This window comes from Ornithinimicrobium cryptoxanthini, assembly GCF_023923205.1.
GTDB classification, from domain to species: Bacteria; Actinomycetota; Actinomycetes; order Actinomycetales; family Dermatophilaceae; genus Ornithinicoccus; species Ornithinicoccus cryptoxanthini.
In genome coordinates this window covers 2,320,198-2,335,041 of the sequence record NZ_CP099490.1, presented here as the reverse complement: position 1 = coordinate 2,335,041, position 14,844 = coordinate 2,320,198, and the positions used below count along the sequence as shown (strand labels likewise).

Below are 14,844 nucleotides of genomic sequence, written 5' to 3'. Positions count from 1 at the left end.
CCTGCCGGAGGCCGTCACGCCGCGTGTTCCAGCGTCAGCAACGCCGTCTTGGCCGCAGTTCCGCCCAGGTAGCCGCCCAGGCTCCCGTCACTGCGCAGCACGCGGTGGCAGGGCACGACGATCGGCAGCGGGTTGGTGGCGCAAGCGCTGCCGACGGCCCGCACTGCGCCTGAGTTGCCCACCCCTGCGGCGACCTCCTGGTAGGACGCGGTGTGCCCATAGGCGATCTGCGGCAGGTAGTGGTGCACCTGCCCGCGGAAGCCGTGGGACAGCGCCCGGTCCAGCGGGAGGTCGAAGGTGGTCCGGGAGCCGGCGAAGTAGTCGTCCAGCTGCGTCGCGGCCAGGTCGAGCCTTCGGGGGGCGCGCAGCACCCGGGGCCCGAGGGTGGTGGCAAGCGACTCCAGCACGGCGTCAAAACCCTCGCGCTCGAAGGCGACCCGGACCAGACCGGTGGTCGTGGCGGCCAGCAGGAGGGTGCCGAGGGGCGAGTCGACGGTGCGGTAGGCGACGTCCAGCAGACCCTCCTGCTCGGCGCGTGCCTCCAGCAGCTGGTGCAGCCCGGCCAGATCGGTCGGCGGGGCCATCGCGTCCATCAGGGCAGGGTCGGTCAGCTGGTGGTTGGTCAGCGTGTGGTCGGTCATCTGGAGGCTCCTTCTGGGGCATAGGTGCGGCGCAGCGCGCGCAGCCCGTCTGAGGCGGCCCGGCGCACGGACTCCGGGGTGCCGCCGATCAGTTCGGCGGTCTCGGTGTGGCGCAGGCCGCCGAGGTAGTGGTAGGCCAGCGACAGCCGCTGCCGCTCGGGGAGCGCGGCGACAGCCGCCCACAGGTCAGGGTGGGCGGCCTCGGGCAGTCCGGTGCTCGTGGGTTGCTCGGGGAGTATGTCGGTGGGCACAGCCCGGCGGGCCACCCCACGGGTGACGTCGATCGCCTTGCGGTGGGCGACGCGGACCAGCCATGCCTGCACGTTGGTCTCCTCCGGCAGGTCCGGCCAGGCTCGCAGCGCCGCCAGGAACGTCTCGGACCAGGCGTCGTCGGCGTCCGGCCCGGGGCCGAGCACCGACCGCACGACCCTCAGGACGGTGGGGCCGTGCACGGTGACGGCCTGCTCAAACGGCTGCTGCATGTTCATCACCTGGTAGTCGCACCAGCGACACAGAACGTGAGGTCACCTGTGGGGCCTACCCTGAGGATCCCGGCCCGGTCGATGTCGGTGGCACAGGCAGGTCAACAGCGATCCCTGCCCTTCGAGCGGCCCGAGTCAACTCTGCGTCGTAGGTGAGCATCGCGTCGGCTTCGAGGCGAAGCGCTGCCGCGAGGTGGATGGCATCTGCGTTGCGCAGTCCCCAGGCGGAGGTCGCCGCCCGGGTCAGGTCGACACGCTCTACGTCCACCAGTGCGACGACGTCGAGCACGGAGTTGATGGCGTCAGCACTCATCGCGCCGCGCCGGGCGGCTGCACAGTGGAGTTCCGTGTAGAGGAGCATCGACGAGACGATGTCGTTCCCGACATCTTGAATGTGGTTCAGATGGTCCGCGATCGCCGCCGACTCGGGTTCCTGGACGAGGAGCTTAAGCGCGGCTGAGGTGTCGAGGTAATGGATCACCGGTCGCCACGGAGGTCAGCGAGGCTCTCTTGGGAAGTCTCCCTCAGCTGGACGCGCCTAATCGTGGTGAGGTCCACTCGACCTCGTGGTTCGCGCACTCGACCGGCCCGTCGTGCCCGTTCCAGCGGGCTGCTGGTCGGCGGCGAGATGATCGCAGCCAACGTGCCGTGATTGGTCACCGCGATCGACTCGCCCCGGCTCACGCGCGCCAGGATTTCGCTGCTGTGGTTACGCAGTTCTCGGTGCGGGATGGTGTCCATATGTGTGATCCCTTCGATGACTGTAGCAATCGTAGCATTGACGTTCAGTGATCTGGAAAGTGTCACTCGGACTCCGGGTGCTCAGCGAGCCATGCGACAAGGTCGGGGTCCTCGGTCGTGAGCCGCTGCATCTCCTCACCGCCGTCGCACCGGCACATCGAAACCGTCGCGGCGGCGTGCTCGTCGGACGCGAGCACGCGCCAGACACCCCCGAACGCCTCCCAGCGCTCCAGGGTCGCGCGATCGGCAGTGCCACCGTGCTCAGCCATAGCCCCATGGTGGCAGACGGCAGTGACATGATGCCGCGAGTGACCACCGAGTTCCGCCTGCGCGACGTGGCTGTCACGGCCTACGGGCCGTCGGTCGTCAGCGCCATCGGGCACGGGGCGGTCCTGCCGATGCTGGCGCTGCGTGCCCGCGAACTCGGCGCGGACCTGGGGACCGCGGCCTTCGTCGTGGCGCTGCTCGGCATCGGCCAGTTGCTCGCCTCGCTGCCGGCCGGTGCCCTCGTCGCCCGGATCGGCGAGCGACGCGCGCTGGTCGGCGCAGGCCTGATCGACGCGGTCGCGATGGTCGGGGCGGGGTTGTCCGCGACGGTGTTCTGGCTCAGCGTCGCGGTGCTCGTCAGCGGCATGACCTGGACGGTGTTCCTGCTGGCCAGGCAGCAGTTCATGATCGAGGTGGTGCCTGACCACTTCCGCGCCCGGGCGATGTCAGTGCTCGGCGGCTCGCACCGGATCGGACTGTTCATCGGGCCGTTGCTCGGTGCCCTGGCCGTGCAGCCCTGGGGGATCCGCGGAGTCTTCTGGCTGGGTGCCCTCGCTGCCGTGGCGGCCGCCGGGATCGCTCTGGTGATGCCTGACCCGGGTGCTGAGACACGCCGGGTGCAGGCCGCCACCGGGCACCTGTCGGTGTGGTCCGTGATGCGCGAGCACCGTCGCGTGCTGGTGATCCTCGGCAGCGTCGTCGTGGTCATCGCGGCCTCGCGGGCGCTGCGCACCACGCTGCTGCCGCTGTGGGCCGAGCACGTGCACATGACGCCGGCGCAGACCTCCTTGGTCTTTGGCATCGCGGCCGCACTGGACATGCTGCTCTTCTATCCCGCGGGGTGGCTGATGGACCACCGTGGCCGGCGCTTCGTCGCGGTGCCGGTCGTCCTCGCTGTCGCCGTGGGCACGCTGCTGCTGCCGCTGACCAGCGAGATCGTCGGGGTCACCGCGGTGGCACTGCTGATGGCGCTGGGCAACGGGCTCGGCTCGGGGATCGTGATGACCCTTGGCGCCGACGCGTCACCGGCGGTGGGGCGGGCCCAGTTCCTAGGAGCCTGGCGCTTTGCAGGCGACATCGGCGTCACCGGGGGACCGGTCGGCCTGGCCGGACTGCTCGTGGTGACACCGCTCGCCCTTGCCTGCGTCATCGCCGGTGTGCTGGGTCTGGTGGGCACCGCCTGGGTGGCCTACTGGACCGGGCGGGTGGATCGGCTCCGACGACCTAGCTAGCGTGCTCGCGCACGCCGGCGGCCACCTCGTCGAAGCGCTCGCGGGCCAGCACCGCGCCGATCCGGCGGACGGAGTCAGGGTCCAGCCGCAGGATCCGGTCGACCCTCGCCTCGCTGGGGCGACGCCCCCGGTCCCAGGCACCCGACCCCATGTCGACCCAGTAGCGGCCCCAGCGGGCCTCGTCCTCGGCGTCCGCGTCGTGGTCCTGGCTGCTCATCTGCAGCGCGAGGACAAGGTCACCGTCGCGGCCGATCACCAGCACCGGGCGGTCCTTGCCCTGGGAGTGGTCCTCCTCATACGGCACCCACGCCCACACCACCTCGCCGGGATCGGGCAGGTCGTCGTGCACCGGCTCGTAGACGATCGTGGGAGTGCCCTGGAAGTCGCCGGCATAGGCGCGCGGACCGGCGTCAGCGGCGGGCCGACCGCGCTTCGCGGCGCGACGGGCCGGGGCCACCAGTTGGTTCACGGCTCGGATCAGGCGTTCCAGGGCAGACATGCGGTCACCCTAGCCAGCGCGTGGGACACTAAGGGAACTGTCCCCGACGACCCCGAGGTTCTCCCAGCGTGTCACCGATCGCCCACTCCGCGCCGCAGCCCCACGCGACGCCGCCGGAGCTGATCCGCAACTTCTGCATCATCGCGCACATCGACCACGGCAAGTCGACCCTGGCCGACCGGATGTTGCAGGAGACCGGCGTGGTCGAGCAGCGCCTCATGCGGGCGCAGTATCTCGACCGCATGGACATCGAGCGTGAGCGCGGCATCACCATCAAGTCCCAGGCCGTGCGACTGCCGTGGGCGGTGGTCGACGAGGACGGGCGCGAGACGGCGCACATCCTGAACATGATCGACACCCCCGGTCACGTCGACTTCACCTATGAGGTCAGCCGCTCGCTCGCCGCGTGCGAGGGCGCGGTCCTGCTGGTGGACGCGGCGCAGGGCATCGAGGCGCAGACCCTGGCCAACCTCTATCTGGCTATGGAGAACGACCTGGCCATCATCCCGGTGCTCAACAAGATCGACCTGCCGGCCGCCCAGCCCGAGAAGTATGCCGAGGAGCTGGCGGGGCTGATCGGGTGCGCGCCCGAGGACGTCATGCGGGTTTCGGGCAAGACGGGCGAGGGTGTCATCGAACTGCTCGACACGATCGTGCGGACCCTGCCGGCGCCGACCGGCAACGCTGACGCCCCGGCCCGGGCGATGATCTTCGACTCCGTCTACGACACCTATCGAGGGGTCGTCACGTATGTCCGGGTGATCGACGGCAACCTGACCCCACGCGAGAAGATCGCGATGATGTCGACCAAGGCGACCCACGAACTGCTCGAGATCGGCGTGATCTCACCGGACCCGGTGCCGTCCAAGGGGCTCGGCATCGGTGAGGTCGGCTATCTGATCACGGGCGTGAAGGATGTGCGCCAGTCGCGGGTGGGAGACACGGTCACCACCGCGACCAAGCCGGCCACCGAGGCGCTGGGTGGTTACAAGGACCCACGGCCGATGGTCTTCTCCGGTCTCTACCCGATCGACGGCTCGGACTACCCCGTGCTGCGCGACGCCCTGGACAGGCTCAAGCTCAACGACGCTGCCCTCGTCTATGAGCCCGAGACCTCGGCCGCCCTGGGCTTCGGCTTCCGCGTCGGCTTCCTGGGGATGCTGCACCTGGAGATCGTGCGTGAGCGACTCGAGCGCGAGCACGACCTGGACCTCATCTCCACCCTGCCCAACGTGGTCTATGAGGTGCAGCTCGACGACGGCACCCAGGTCGAGGTGACCAACCCCAGCGAGTTCCCCGGCGGCAAGATCGCCTCTGTTACCGAGCCGGTGGTGCGCGCCACGATCCTGGCGCCGAGTGACTTCATCGGGACGATCATGGAGCTCTGCCAGAGCCGACGCGGCACCCTGCGCGGCATGGACTACCTCTCGCCCGAGCGTGTCGAGATGCGCTACACGCTGCCGCTGGCCGAGATCGTCTTTGACTTTTTCGACATGCTCAAGTCGCGCACCAAGGGCTATGCGTCACTGGACTACGAGCCCGACGGGGAGCAGGAGGCCGACCTGGTCAAGGTCGACATCCTGCTGCAGGGCGACACGGTCGACGCATTCAGCTCGATCGTGCACCGCGACAAGGCCTATCCGTATGGCGTGATGATGGCCGGCAAGCTCAAGGACCTCATCCCTCGGCAACAGTTCGAGGTCCCGATCCAGGCCGCGATCGGCGCACGCGTGATCGCCCGCGAGACCATCCGCGCGATCCGCAAGGACGTGCTCGCCAAGTGCTATGGCGGTGACATCAGCCGCAAGCGCAAGCTGCTGGAGAAGCAGAAGGAGGGCAAGAAGCGGATGAAGATGGTCGGCTCGGTCGAAGTGCCCCAGGAAGCGTTCATCGCCGCGCTGTCCCAGGACGGCGGCGGCGAGAAGGCCAAGAAGTAGGGCGTCTGCATGCCCTATCTCATCGACCACTGTTTGAAGGTCTCGTCGTGATTCCTGAGGTCAACGCTCCGCACCCCTATCTTTCGCGCACGCGCTCGTTCACCCGTCGCGGCGACCGGATGCCGCCGCGGCACCAGGTGGCCTACGACGATCTGGCGCCGCGCTATGTGATTGACGTCCCGCGGGATGGGGGGGAGACCACGGTCGACCCGGCATACACCCTGGACGTTGCGGACGTGTTTGGTCGAACGGCGCCGCTGGTCGTCGAGGTGGGGCCAGGCTCTGGCGACGCGTTGCTGGCCGGTGCTGCTGCACGGCCGGACTGGGACTTCCTGGCCCTGGAGGTCTGGCGTCCTGGGATCGGGCAGGCGCTGATGCACCTGCGGGAGCAGCAGCCGCCCAACATCGCGTTTGTCGAGGCCGACGCGGCCGTCGCGCTGCAGACGATGCTGCCCGAGGCCTCTGTTGCGGAAGTGTGGACCTTCTTCCCAGACCCCTGGCCCAAGCGCAAGCACCTGCGGCGCCGGATCGTGCAACCCGAGTTTGCCGGGACCGTATGCCGGGTGCTGGCTCCCGGGGGAATCTGGCGGTTGGCCACCGATATCGAGGCCTATGCGACCCACATGCGCAGGGTGCTCGACGCCGACGAGCGGTTTGAGCTGGTCTCCACCGAGCGTGCGTCGCTGCGGCCAGTCACCCGGTTTGAGAGCAAGGGTGTGGCCGTGGGACGCACGATCACCGACCTGGCCTACCGGCGGCGCTGACCGCAGGGTCTCGGGACCCGGCTGGTGCCTTGCCTCAGACCTCCCACCTGAAGGTGCGGGCAGCGATGACGAACAGGAGCACCGTCCAGGCGGCCATGACGACCAGCTGGACCCATGGCATGCCGAGCCCGAACCAGGCGTCGTTCATCGCCTGGGAAGCCGCACCGAGCGGGGTGTAGGTCGCGACCTTCTCGACCGCGTCCGGCATCATCGGACCAGGCGTCCACAAGCCGGCCAGGAACAGCATCGGGAAGTAGATCAGCATCCCGATGCCCGAGGCAGTGCTGCCCTTGGAGGCCAGCCCGCCGATCAGGACGCCGATGCCAAACATCGCGGTGGTGGCCAGGACCAGGACGAGCAGCGCCAGGGCTGGGTTCTGGGCCATCGGCGCATCGAAGACGAGGCGGGCCGTCAGCAGCGCCAACGCACATCCCACCGCGACCGCGGCCAGCTGCACCACGGCCTGGGCGATGAGCACCCCCTGCGGGCGCATCGGCGTGGTCGCCATGCGACGCAGCACCCCGGTCTCCCGATAGCTGGCCAGATAGGACGGCACCGTGGTCAGCCCCGCGGTGGCTGTGGCGACGCACAGCATCAGCGGGACGAACAGGTCCACCGCGCGCAGGCCCAGCCACGGCTCGGGCAGGTCGGTGATCGGGTCGCGCATGCCGGGGATGGCAAAACCCATGCCGATCAGCAGCACCGTGGGGAAGGCCAGGACGAAGAAGACGTTGCCGGGGTCGCGCAGGAACAGCCGCAGCTCTGCCGCGATCAGGGTGGGCAGGCCGCGGGTTCCGGTGCGGCTGCGTGCGGGGGAGAGGGTGCTGGTGCTCATGCTGGGATCTCCTGAGACGAGTGGCCCACGAGGGCCACGAAGGCGTCCTCCAGGCTCGGGCTGATGGTCTGCACCTCGTCCGGCACGATGCCGCGGGAGTGCAGGGCGATGATGACGTCGGGCAGCACGGTCGGCCCGCCGGTGATCTCCAGTGCGGTGCCGACCTCCCGGGTCGACACCACGGACGGGATGTCGGAGAGCAGCGTGACGTCCAGGGGCTGCGGGGGCTGGGGCAGCCGCATCCGGAAGGTGACTCCCGTGCGACCCTGACCGGCCAGCTCGGTGGGCGTGCCCTCGGCGATGACCTCGCCGTCGTCGATGATGATCACCCGGTCGCAGAGGCGCTGGGCCTCGTCCATGAAGTGGGTGACCAGCAAGATCGTGACGCCGCTGTCGCGCACCGCCTCGATCAGGTCCCACGTCTCGCGGCGGGCCTGCGGGTCCAGTCCGGTGGTCAGCTCGTCCAGGATCGCGATCTGCGGGTTGCCGACCAGCGCGAGGGCGATGGACAGGCGCTGCTTCTGCCCGCCGGACAGGTTCTCGTATGCCGTGTCCCGCTTGTCCGCCAGGCCCAGGAGCGCGATGAGCTCGTCGGGCTCCTTGGGGTGGGCATAGAAGGAGGCATACAGGCGCAGCGCCTCGGCGACCCGTAGCTTGGCGGGAAGGCGCGACTCCTGGAGCTGGACGCCCAGGACCTCCCGGACCGGTGCCGGGTCGTGCTGCGGGTCGAGGCCCAGGACGGACACGGTGCCTGAGTCGGCGGTGCGCAGCCCGGCGATGGACTCGACCGTCGTCGTCTTGCCGGCACCGTTGGGGCCCAGGATCCCGACGATCTCACCGCGCCCGACGGCGAAGGAGACGTCGGCGACGGCGACCGTGGCGCCATAGGTCTTGTGCAGCCCGCGCACCTCGACCACTGTCTCGGTGGCGGGGGAGGAGGAGGTGACTGTCGGCATACTGGCAGGGGTGCTGGTGGTCATGGTCAGTCCTTGCTGTCGATCGGAATGTTGCGGACCAGTGCGGAGAAGGCCACGGCCGAGGCGATGAGGACGGCGACGGCGACGACGGCGCCCCAGGGGGCGATGTCGGCCGTCCAGCCCCATGGCTTCCACTGGACGCCTGCGCCCAGCCCGAGCAACCCGGTGGCACCCAGGGGCAGCAGGCACAGGGGAAGGGCGAACGTGCCCACCCACCCGCCGAGGCGGTAGTAGGCGATGCCGATCAGGGATCCGCTGATCTGGCCGGCGGTGAACAGCAGCACCAGGCCGAACCCGTAGGTCAGGACGCCGCCGTGGAAGACTTCCAGCCCGTCGCCGGAGTTGCTGCCGTGGAACCAGCCGAGCGCGTCATAGATCTGACGCTCGACCAGCAGCGCCACGGTGGCGATGAGCGCGTTGAGGGCCCCCACGACCACGTTGACCGTCAGGGCGGCGCGGACGAACGAGCGTCGGGTCATCCCGTTGGCGACATGGATCGGCAGGTAGGTGACCGACAGGATGATCGCGATGCTGAACGGGAACCACAGGGCGCCGTGGTGGGTGAAGGCCACGCCGGAGGCGCTGACCTGGTCCACGTTGAGGCTGACGACCCACATGATGATCGCCACGGCGGGCAGGGCGATGGCCCAGAACCACAGGGTGAGCATGTAGACGTAGCCGGAGAGCAGGTAGGTGAACGCGCGCCGCCACTGCGGGGTCCGCCGGGTGGTGGTTGGCGTGGCGGTGACCGTGGTCATGACGCCTCCTGGTGGGTCTGCGTGTCGGTCAGGTGGATAAACAGGTCCTGCAGGGGAACGGCGCCGACCTGGAGACCGTCGTGCTCGGCCCGGCGCAGGGCGGACTCGTCCAGGTCGCCGAAGACGGTGACCTGCCGGGTGGGCCCGAGGTCGCGGGTGCCGACCACAGCCAGGTCGCTCGCGTGCCGGTCGACGACCTCGCTCGGGCCAGTGAGTGTGGCGCCCTGGCTGTGCAGGTCGTCGGCCTCACCGGAGAGCAGCAGGTGCCCCTCGTGCAGGATCGTGACGGTCTCGAGCATGTGCTCGACCTCGCTGATCAGGTGGCTGGACAGGATGATCGTGCGGGGGTGCTCGGCGAAGTCCCGGAGCAGCTCGTCATAGAACCGCTGCCGCGACGGGGCGTCCATGCCGAGGTGGACCTCGTCAAACATCGTCAGTGGCGCCCGGGACGCCAGGCCCACGATCGCGCCGAACGCCGACGCCTGGCCACGGGAGAGGTGTTGGGGCTTCTTGGCCAGGTCCAGCGCGAAGGCCGCGATCAGCGACTCCGCATAGGCACGGTCGAAGAACGGCCGCGCATCCTCAAGGAAGTCCAGGTTGGTCCGCAGCCGCTCGTCGGTGAGCGTGTCGCCGCTCTCGCGGATGAGACAGACGTCCTCCATGACCGCCTCGTTCTCAAACGGGTCCTGCCCGTCAACGCGGACGGTCCCGGTGCCGCGGCGCAGGGCTGCCAGCACAGACATCAGCGTCGTCTTGCCAGCACCGTTGCGGCCCAGCAGGCCGTGGATGCGGCCGGGTGCGAGGTCGAGGTCGACGCCGGTCAGCGCGGGGTCGTCTCCATAGCTCAGGCTGAGGCCCTCGGTGTGGACTGCATAGCCGGTCATCGGCTCTCCTTGGTGTTCTGGTTGCGCGGCTGGTCGGGCGGTATGGCGGTCGCGGCGGCATCGTGCGGTGCGTCTGGGCGGTGCGCGGTCAGGTGCGCGATCAGGTCATCGGTGGTCAGGCCCAGCAGGTCTGCTTCTCGGATCACCGGGTCCAGACGCTCGGTGAAGAAGGCGGAGCGCCGCGCGGAGCGTAGCCTCGTGGCCGCGCCCGGGGCGACGAACATGCCGACGCCCCGCCGCTTGTAGAGAACCTCTTCGTCGACGAGCTGCGCAAACGCTTTTGCGGCCGTGGCCGGGTTGATGCGATAGGTCGTGGCGTATTGCGTGGTCGACATGACCTGGTCCTCCTCCTCGAGCGCGCCAGAGAGGATCTCGCCACGGATCGCCTCGGCGATCTGGTGGTAGATCGGCTCACGTCCCTCGAACATGCAGCACTCCTCCTTGGTTCATTACTCGACTAGTGAACCAAAGGAGCGCCTTGTGCGCAACTCCTTTCCGGCCTCGACCGGGCCGTCGCGATCTCGTGGGGAAGTTGGGCGCTGCTTCCGTGCGCGAGATTGATCCACGAGGTTGTGGCTCTCGGAGAGCCGGGCGTGCCGCTGCAGGTGACGCGGCGCCGCGTGCTGTGGATAACCCGCAGTTGCGGGTGCCGCTCCTGCGACGGTGGGGCGATGGACTGGAAGCGAGTGGCCCGGTGGCAGGGCGGTGTCGTCACGCTGCAGCAGGCGCTCAGGGCCGGACTCACCCCTGGCGCGGTCCGTGCACGCCTTCAGGCCGGGAAGTGGCAGCGGCTGCACCGTGGCGTCTACCTCACGCACAGCGGCCCGGTGGGCGACGACGCGGTGGCGTGGGCGGTGCTGTTGGCTGCCGGTGAGGACGCGTTGCTGAGCCACGGGTCGGCCCTATGGGTGTGGGGCGTCGGGCCCCCTCCGACGCAGTGGACCGTGCTTGTCCCGCACGATCGTCGTCGACGTGTCGACGGCGCAGTCCTTGTGAGAACCCGCGATCTGCCCCGAGCGCGCTCGGTCAACGGCTACCGGACGACGTCGCTGCACCGCGCGGTCGTGGACGTTGCAGATGTCCCCGGGGCCGCGGTGGACGATGTCATTGCGCTGGCGGCCAAGGTCTGTCAGAAGGGGTTCACCACTCCGGAGCGCATCATCGAGGAACTGGCCTCTCGGCGGGGGCACCGCATGCGGCGACCGCTCCGGCTGATCCTGGGCGACCTCACGGACGGGCTCGAAAGTTTGGCTGAGCATCGATTTCTCCACGGCGTGGTGCGGGCGCACGAGCTGCCGCCTTTCGCGATGCAGGTCATCATGGGTCAGACCCGAGCTGACTTCGCCAACAAGCAGTTCGCGGTGAGTGCCGAGATCGACGGGCTGGCCTTCCACGCGGGGGCGTTTCGGTCAGACCGACGGCGAGACCGCAAGAGCAGCGCCCGAGGAGTCCTCACCGTGCGTGCGACCTGGTGGGACGTCGAGGATGACCCCTGCGACCTTGCCCAGGATCTCGCCGACACCCTGCGAGGACGCGGCTGGACCGGCACGCCCATCCCGTGCTCCCGGACGTGCGGTGTGAGGGCGATACCGAGGGCGGCAGCTGGGCCCGAGAGCCAATAGCCGCGCTGATCGATGCGGCCCCACCAATCTCGTGGGGAGGTTGGGTGTTGCTGCAGCGCACGAGACTGACCCGCGAGACGGGGCGGGGCTGCATGAGGAATGTTCGCCGCCGCGTTTCGGTCACCGGCACCTTTGGCTGAGACACTGGGCGCATGCCGTCAGCACTGCCAGTGGGAGACCCCGTGCCCGCAGACGGTCGACTCCCGCAGAGCGCGGTCGTCGGGCTGGGGCAGCGGCCTTTCGGCATCTATGTCCATGTCCCGTTCTGCCGGGTGCGCTGCGGCTACTGCGACTTCAACACCTACACGGTGTCTGAGCTGGGTGGTCACGGTGCCACGGTCGACACCTATGCGGACGCGGCGCTGGCGGAGCTGCGGATCGCCCGGGAGGTGCTGGGGGAGGGCGCGCCTCCCGTGGCGACCGTCTTCGTGGGCGGTGGCACCCCGACCATGCTCCCGCCGCAGGACCTGGTCACGGTGCTCGACGGCATACGCGAGCAGTTCGGCCTTGCCACCGGCGCAGAGGTGACGACCGAGGCCAACCCGGACACGATCACTCCCGAGGTCGCACAGACCCTGGCCGCCGGTGGTTTCACCCGGGTCAGCCTGGGCATGCAGTCGGCGGTGCCGCACGTGCTCGCGACGCTCGACCGCACGCATGACCCCACCAACGTGCGCTCGGCCGTCGCCGCGGTGCGGGCGGCAGGGATGCAGGTCAGTCTCGACCTGATCTATGGCACGCCCGGTGAGTCGCTGGCGGACTGGCGCTCGAGCCTCGAGGCGGTCATCGACCTGGCGCCGGACCATGTCTCGGCCTATGCGCTGGTCGTGGAGGAGGGCACCAGGCTGGCGGCCCAGGTGCGGCGCGGGCAGGTCACCATGCCGGACGACGATGACGGGGCCGACAAGTATGAGCTGGCCGAGCAGCTCCTCGGCGGAGCTGGCTATGGGTGGTACGAGATCAGCAACTGGGCTCTGTCAGAAGAGAACCGGTGTCTGCACAACGTGAACTACTGGCGGGGGGCCGACTGGTGGGGGATCGGTCCGGGAGCGCACAGCCACGTCGGCGGGGTGCGGTGGTGGAACGTCAAGCACCCTGCGCCGTATGCCGATCGGGTCGCCGCCGGTGTCTCGCCCGGGGCGGGGCGCGAGGTGCTGACGCCCGAGCAGCGTCACGACGAGGCGGTGCTGCTCGGGATCCGGTTGGTGGAGGGGCTCGACCTCATTGAGGTCGACGGCGCCGGGCGGACGGCCGTCGCCGGACTGATCGCCGACGGCCTGATCGACGGCCGGGCTGCCCTCGCCGGCCGAGCCCTGCTCACGGTGCGCGGTCGACTCCTGGCCGACACCGTCGTGCACCGCCTCCTCGCCACCTAACCCATTTTCATAGGGGTTTTGCTCACCGTTCACGCATTTTTGTGAAGGTTTTGCTGGCGCGAAGCCCAACCCGGCGCGGCCGGATCAGCTCAGTTCAGCACCTTGAGCTGGAACGGATAGATGTAGGTCTCACCACGCGCCGCCCGCATGGTGCCCTTGATGTGCACATAGACGGCAACCAGGAAGAGCACGATCCAGAACGGGATCACCAGCAGGAAGCCCAGCCCAAGGGTGGCGATTCCGGCCACCCAGCCGAGCAGATAGAGGAGCCAGAAAGTCAGGTTGAAGTTGAAGGCACCGGACGCGGCCATGCGCACCGCCTGGCTGTCGTCCTTGCGGACGAACCAGATCAACAGGGGGCCGAGGATGCTCAGGGTGCCAAGGCTGACGACGTAGGCGATCGGCGCGGACAGGTGAGCCAGGAGCATCCACGTGCGCTCGTCGGACTCGGCCAGGCGAGGGCCGGGCCCGCCCTGGACGGGCTGACCCTGCCAACCTCCCTGCTGGGGTTGCCCCTGCCACTGGCTCTGCTGGGGTTGCCCCTGCCAACCTCCCTGCTGGGGTTGCCCCTGCCACTGGCTCTGCTGGGGTGGGCCCTGGGGTCCGGGGTTCTGCTGCTGCCCGGACTGGTCGGGCTGCTGCGGGTTGTGGGGCGGAGGCGGCGGGGTCTGGCCCGGCTGCCACTGCTGCGGGTTGTCGGTCATGTCAGTCCTCCTGTGGGACGGTGACGAAGTCGATCAGTTCCTCGACGCTGGCGAGCAACGTGGGTTCAAGGTCACCGTAGGAACGCACGGAGCCCAGGATTTGCTTCCATCCTCTCGCAACATCGGCCTGATTGCGATGGGCCCACCCGAGCTCGGCGAGGACCGACTCCTTCCAGGGGCGGCCCCGCTCGATCACCGGCCAGGCAGTCAGACCCAGCCGTGCGGGGCGGACGGACTGCCACACGTCAACATAGGGATGGCCGAGGATGCGCACCCACCGGGACTGGGGCAGCTTCTCGGCGGCCCGCACGATCCGGTCCTCCTTGGTGCCGGGGACCAGGTGGTCCACCAGCACGCCCATCCGCCGGTCCCGGCTGGGCGCGAAGTCACGGATCACGGCTGACAGGTCGTCGACGCCCTCGAGCAGCTCGACCACCACGCCCTCAACACGCAGGTCGTCACCCCAGATCTTCTCCACGAGCTCGGCGTCATGCCTGCCCTCGACAAAGATGCGTGAGCCGGCGGCCACCCTGGCCGGTGCGTGGGCGACGGCGCGGGAGCCGCTCGCCGTGCGTGAGGTCGCTGCCCTGGCCTGCGCCAGGGCCTGGCGGGACTCGGCGGTCGGGGGAGTGAGGATCACCGGCTTGCCGTCGAGCAGGAAGCCGGGGCCGAGCGGGAAGCCCTTGGTGCGGCCGTGGCGGTCCTCCAGGTGCAGGACCTGCATGCCGCCCGCCTTCTCGACGCGCACGACGGCGCCGACAAAACCGGTCTGGACATCCTCGACGACGAGGCCGGACTCAGCCTCGGTGGGCACGGCGCGCCCGCCGCGCGGTGCGCGCCAGTCGCCGGACAGGACATCGGTGCCATATCGATCGCTCACTCCCACAGCGTAGGCAGCGGGTCGGACACTGCTCGTATGACGCGCTGGCGACGGTGGGGATACGGCCGGAACTGCACACCCAATCGCGTTCGTGATCGCGACACGCCGAGGACACGCCGAGTTTGTGAACTTTTCCTTCCCAACCCCTTGCTTTCGTGAGGGAAGGCGACTACAACTGTCCCTACGCATCTCGGCAACGAGAAGCTGACCGCAAGACACGGTCGCGGATTCGCGATCCGGGTTCG

General features: G+C 69.1%; 18 protein-coding genes. 5 read left to right on the top strand and 13 right to left on the bottom strand.

The annotated features are described in order from the left end of the window. Positions 1-14: 14 nt before the first annotated feature. The 5 genes from NF557_RS10780 to NF557_RS10760 form a co-directional block, all read right to left on the bottom strand. On the bottom strand, positions 15-641 hold the full coding sequence (locus NF557_RS10780) for a methylated-DNA--[protein]-cysteine S-methyltransferase (protein ID WP_370584463.1): 627 nt from the start codon (positions 639-641) through the stop codon (positions 15-17). Then, entirely contained in the window at positions 638-1,123 is a 486-nt protein-coding gene (locus NF557_RS10775; protein WP_252619275.1) for an RNA polymerase sigma factor, read from the bottom strand. Before NF557_RS10775 ends, NF557_RS10780 begins: the two co-directional genes overlap by 4 nt. A 55-nt stretch (positions 1,124-1,178) precedes the next feature. Beyond that, on the bottom strand, positions 1,179-1,604 hold the full coding sequence (locus NF557_RS10770) for a type II toxin-antitoxin system VapC family toxin (protein WP_252619273.1): 426 nt from the start codon (positions 1,602-1,604) through the stop codon (positions 1,179-1,181). After that, positions 1,601-1,864 (bottom strand): type II toxin-antitoxin system Phd/YefM family antitoxin, encoded by a 264-nt coding sequence (locus NF557_RS10765; RefSeq protein ID WP_252619271.1) that lies wholly within the window; start codon positions 1,862-1,864, stop codon positions 1,601-1,603. Before NF557_RS10765 ends, NF557_RS10770 begins: the two co-directional genes overlap by 4 nt. A gap of 62 nt (positions 1,865-1,926) precedes the next feature. Further along, the gene (locus tag NF557_RS10760; RefSeq protein ID WP_252619270.1) at positions 1,927-2,133 is read right to left on the bottom strand and encodes a hypothetical protein; all 207 of its coding nucleotides are present in this window, start codon (positions 2,131-2,133) and stop codon (positions 1,927-1,929) included. Between the two features lie 30 nt (positions 2,134-2,163). On the opposite strand from NF557_RS10760, the gene NF557_RS10755 reads away from it, so the two are divergent. Then, positions 2,164-3,363, top strand: a complete 1,200-nt coding sequence (locus NF557_RS10755; RefSeq protein ID WP_370584464.1) for an MFS transporter — start codon at positions 2,164-2,166, stop codon at positions 3,361-3,363. Here the strand turns inward: NF557_RS10755 and NF557_RS10750 are convergent. After that, positions 3,356-3,862: a type II toxin-antitoxin system PemK/MazF family toxin gene (locus tag NF557_RS10750; RefSeq protein ID WP_252619266.1), complete on the bottom strand. Its 507-nt coding sequence runs from the start codon at positions 3,860-3,862 to the stop codon at positions 3,356-3,358. The genes NF557_RS10755 and NF557_RS10750 overlap by 8 nt on opposite strands. A gap of 68 nt (positions 3,863-3,930) precedes the next feature. Between NF557_RS10750 and lepA the strand changes: the two genes are divergently transcribed. Beyond that, positions 3,931-5,799: a translation elongation factor 4 gene (gene lepA, locus NF557_RS10745; RefSeq protein WP_370584462.1), complete on the top strand. Its 1,869-nt coding sequence runs from the start codon at positions 3,931-3,933 to the stop codon at positions 5,797-5,799. 47 nt (positions 5,800-5,846) lie between these two features. Beyond that, a complete protein-coding gene (gene trmB, locus NF557_RS10740; RefSeq protein WP_252619264.1) occupies positions 5,847-6,563 on the top strand; it encodes a tRNA (guanosine(46)-N7)-methyltransferase TrmB in 717 nt (238 codons plus the stop codon). Between the two features lie 34 nt (positions 6,564-6,597). Here trmB and NF557_RS10735 read toward each other — a convergent pair whose 3' ends face one another. Genes NF557_RS10735 through NF557_RS10715 form a run of 5 tightly spaced genes read right to left on the bottom strand, consistent with a single transcriptional unit; the run spans position 6,598 to position 10,445 of the window. Next, positions 6,598-7,398, bottom strand: coding sequence for an ABC transporter permease (locus NF557_RS10735; protein WP_252619262.1), 801 nt, complete (start codon positions 7,396-7,398; stop codon positions 6,598-6,600). After that, complete coding sequence (locus NF557_RS10730) at positions 7,395-8,378, bottom strand: ABC transporter ATP-binding protein (RefSeq protein WP_252619261.1); 984 nt, start codon at positions 8,376-8,378, stop codon at positions 7,395-7,397. The genes NF557_RS10735 and NF557_RS10730 overlap by 4 nt, the downstream gene beginning before the upstream one ends. 2 nt (positions 8,379-8,380) lie before the next feature. Next, positions 8,381-9,133: a hypothetical protein gene (locus tag NF557_RS10725; protein WP_252619259.1), complete on the bottom strand. Its 753-nt coding sequence runs from the start codon at positions 9,131-9,133 to the stop codon at positions 8,381-8,383. Continuing rightward, positions 9,130-10,017 carry an ATP-binding cassette domain-containing protein gene (locus tag NF557_RS10720; protein WP_252619257.1) on the bottom strand — a complete coding sequence of 296 codons (888 nt, stop codon included), beginning with the start codon at positions 10,015-10,017 and terminating at the stop codon, positions 9,130-9,132. Before NF557_RS10720 ends, NF557_RS10725 begins: the two co-directional genes overlap by 4 nt. Then, positions 10,014-10,445: a GntR family transcriptional regulator gene (locus NF557_RS10715; RefSeq protein WP_252619255.1), complete on the bottom strand. Its 432-nt coding sequence runs from the start codon at positions 10,443-10,445 to the stop codon at positions 10,014-10,016. Before NF557_RS10715 ends, NF557_RS10720 begins: the two co-directional genes overlap by 4 nt. Before the next feature lie 243 nt (positions 10,446-10,688). Between NF557_RS10715 and NF557_RS10710 the strand changes: the two genes are divergently transcribed. Both NF557_RS10710 and hemW read left to right on the top strand, forming a co-directional pair. Then, positions 10,689-11,639 carry a type IV toxin-antitoxin system AbiEi family antitoxin domain-containing protein gene (locus NF557_RS10710; RefSeq protein WP_252619253.1) on the top strand — a complete coding sequence of 317 codons (951 nt, stop codon included), beginning with the start codon at positions 10,689-10,691 and terminating at the stop codon, positions 11,637-11,639. Positions 11,640-11,791: 152 nt separating this feature from the next. After that, the gene (hemW, locus tag NF557_RS10705; protein WP_252619251.1) at positions 11,792-13,015 is read left to right on the top strand and encodes a radical SAM family heme chaperone HemW; all 1,224 of its coding nucleotides are present in this window, start codon (positions 11,792-11,794) and stop codon (positions 13,013-13,015) included. Between the two features lie 89 nt (positions 13,016-13,104). Here the strand turns inward: hemW and NF557_RS10700 are convergent, their stop codons facing one another. Both NF557_RS10700 and NF557_RS10695 read right to left on the bottom strand, forming a co-directional pair. Further along, entirely contained in the window at positions 13,105-13,719 is a 615-nt protein-coding gene (locus NF557_RS10700; RefSeq protein ID WP_252619249.1) for a DUF4870 domain-containing protein, read from the bottom strand. Between the two features lies 1 nt (position 13,720). After that, positions 13,721-14,599, bottom strand: a complete 879-nt coding sequence (locus NF557_RS10695) for a DUF3097 domain-containing protein (RefSeq protein WP_252619247.1) — start codon at positions 14,597-14,599, stop codon at positions 13,721-13,723. Between the last annotated feature and the right edge of the window lie 245 nt (positions 14,600-14,844).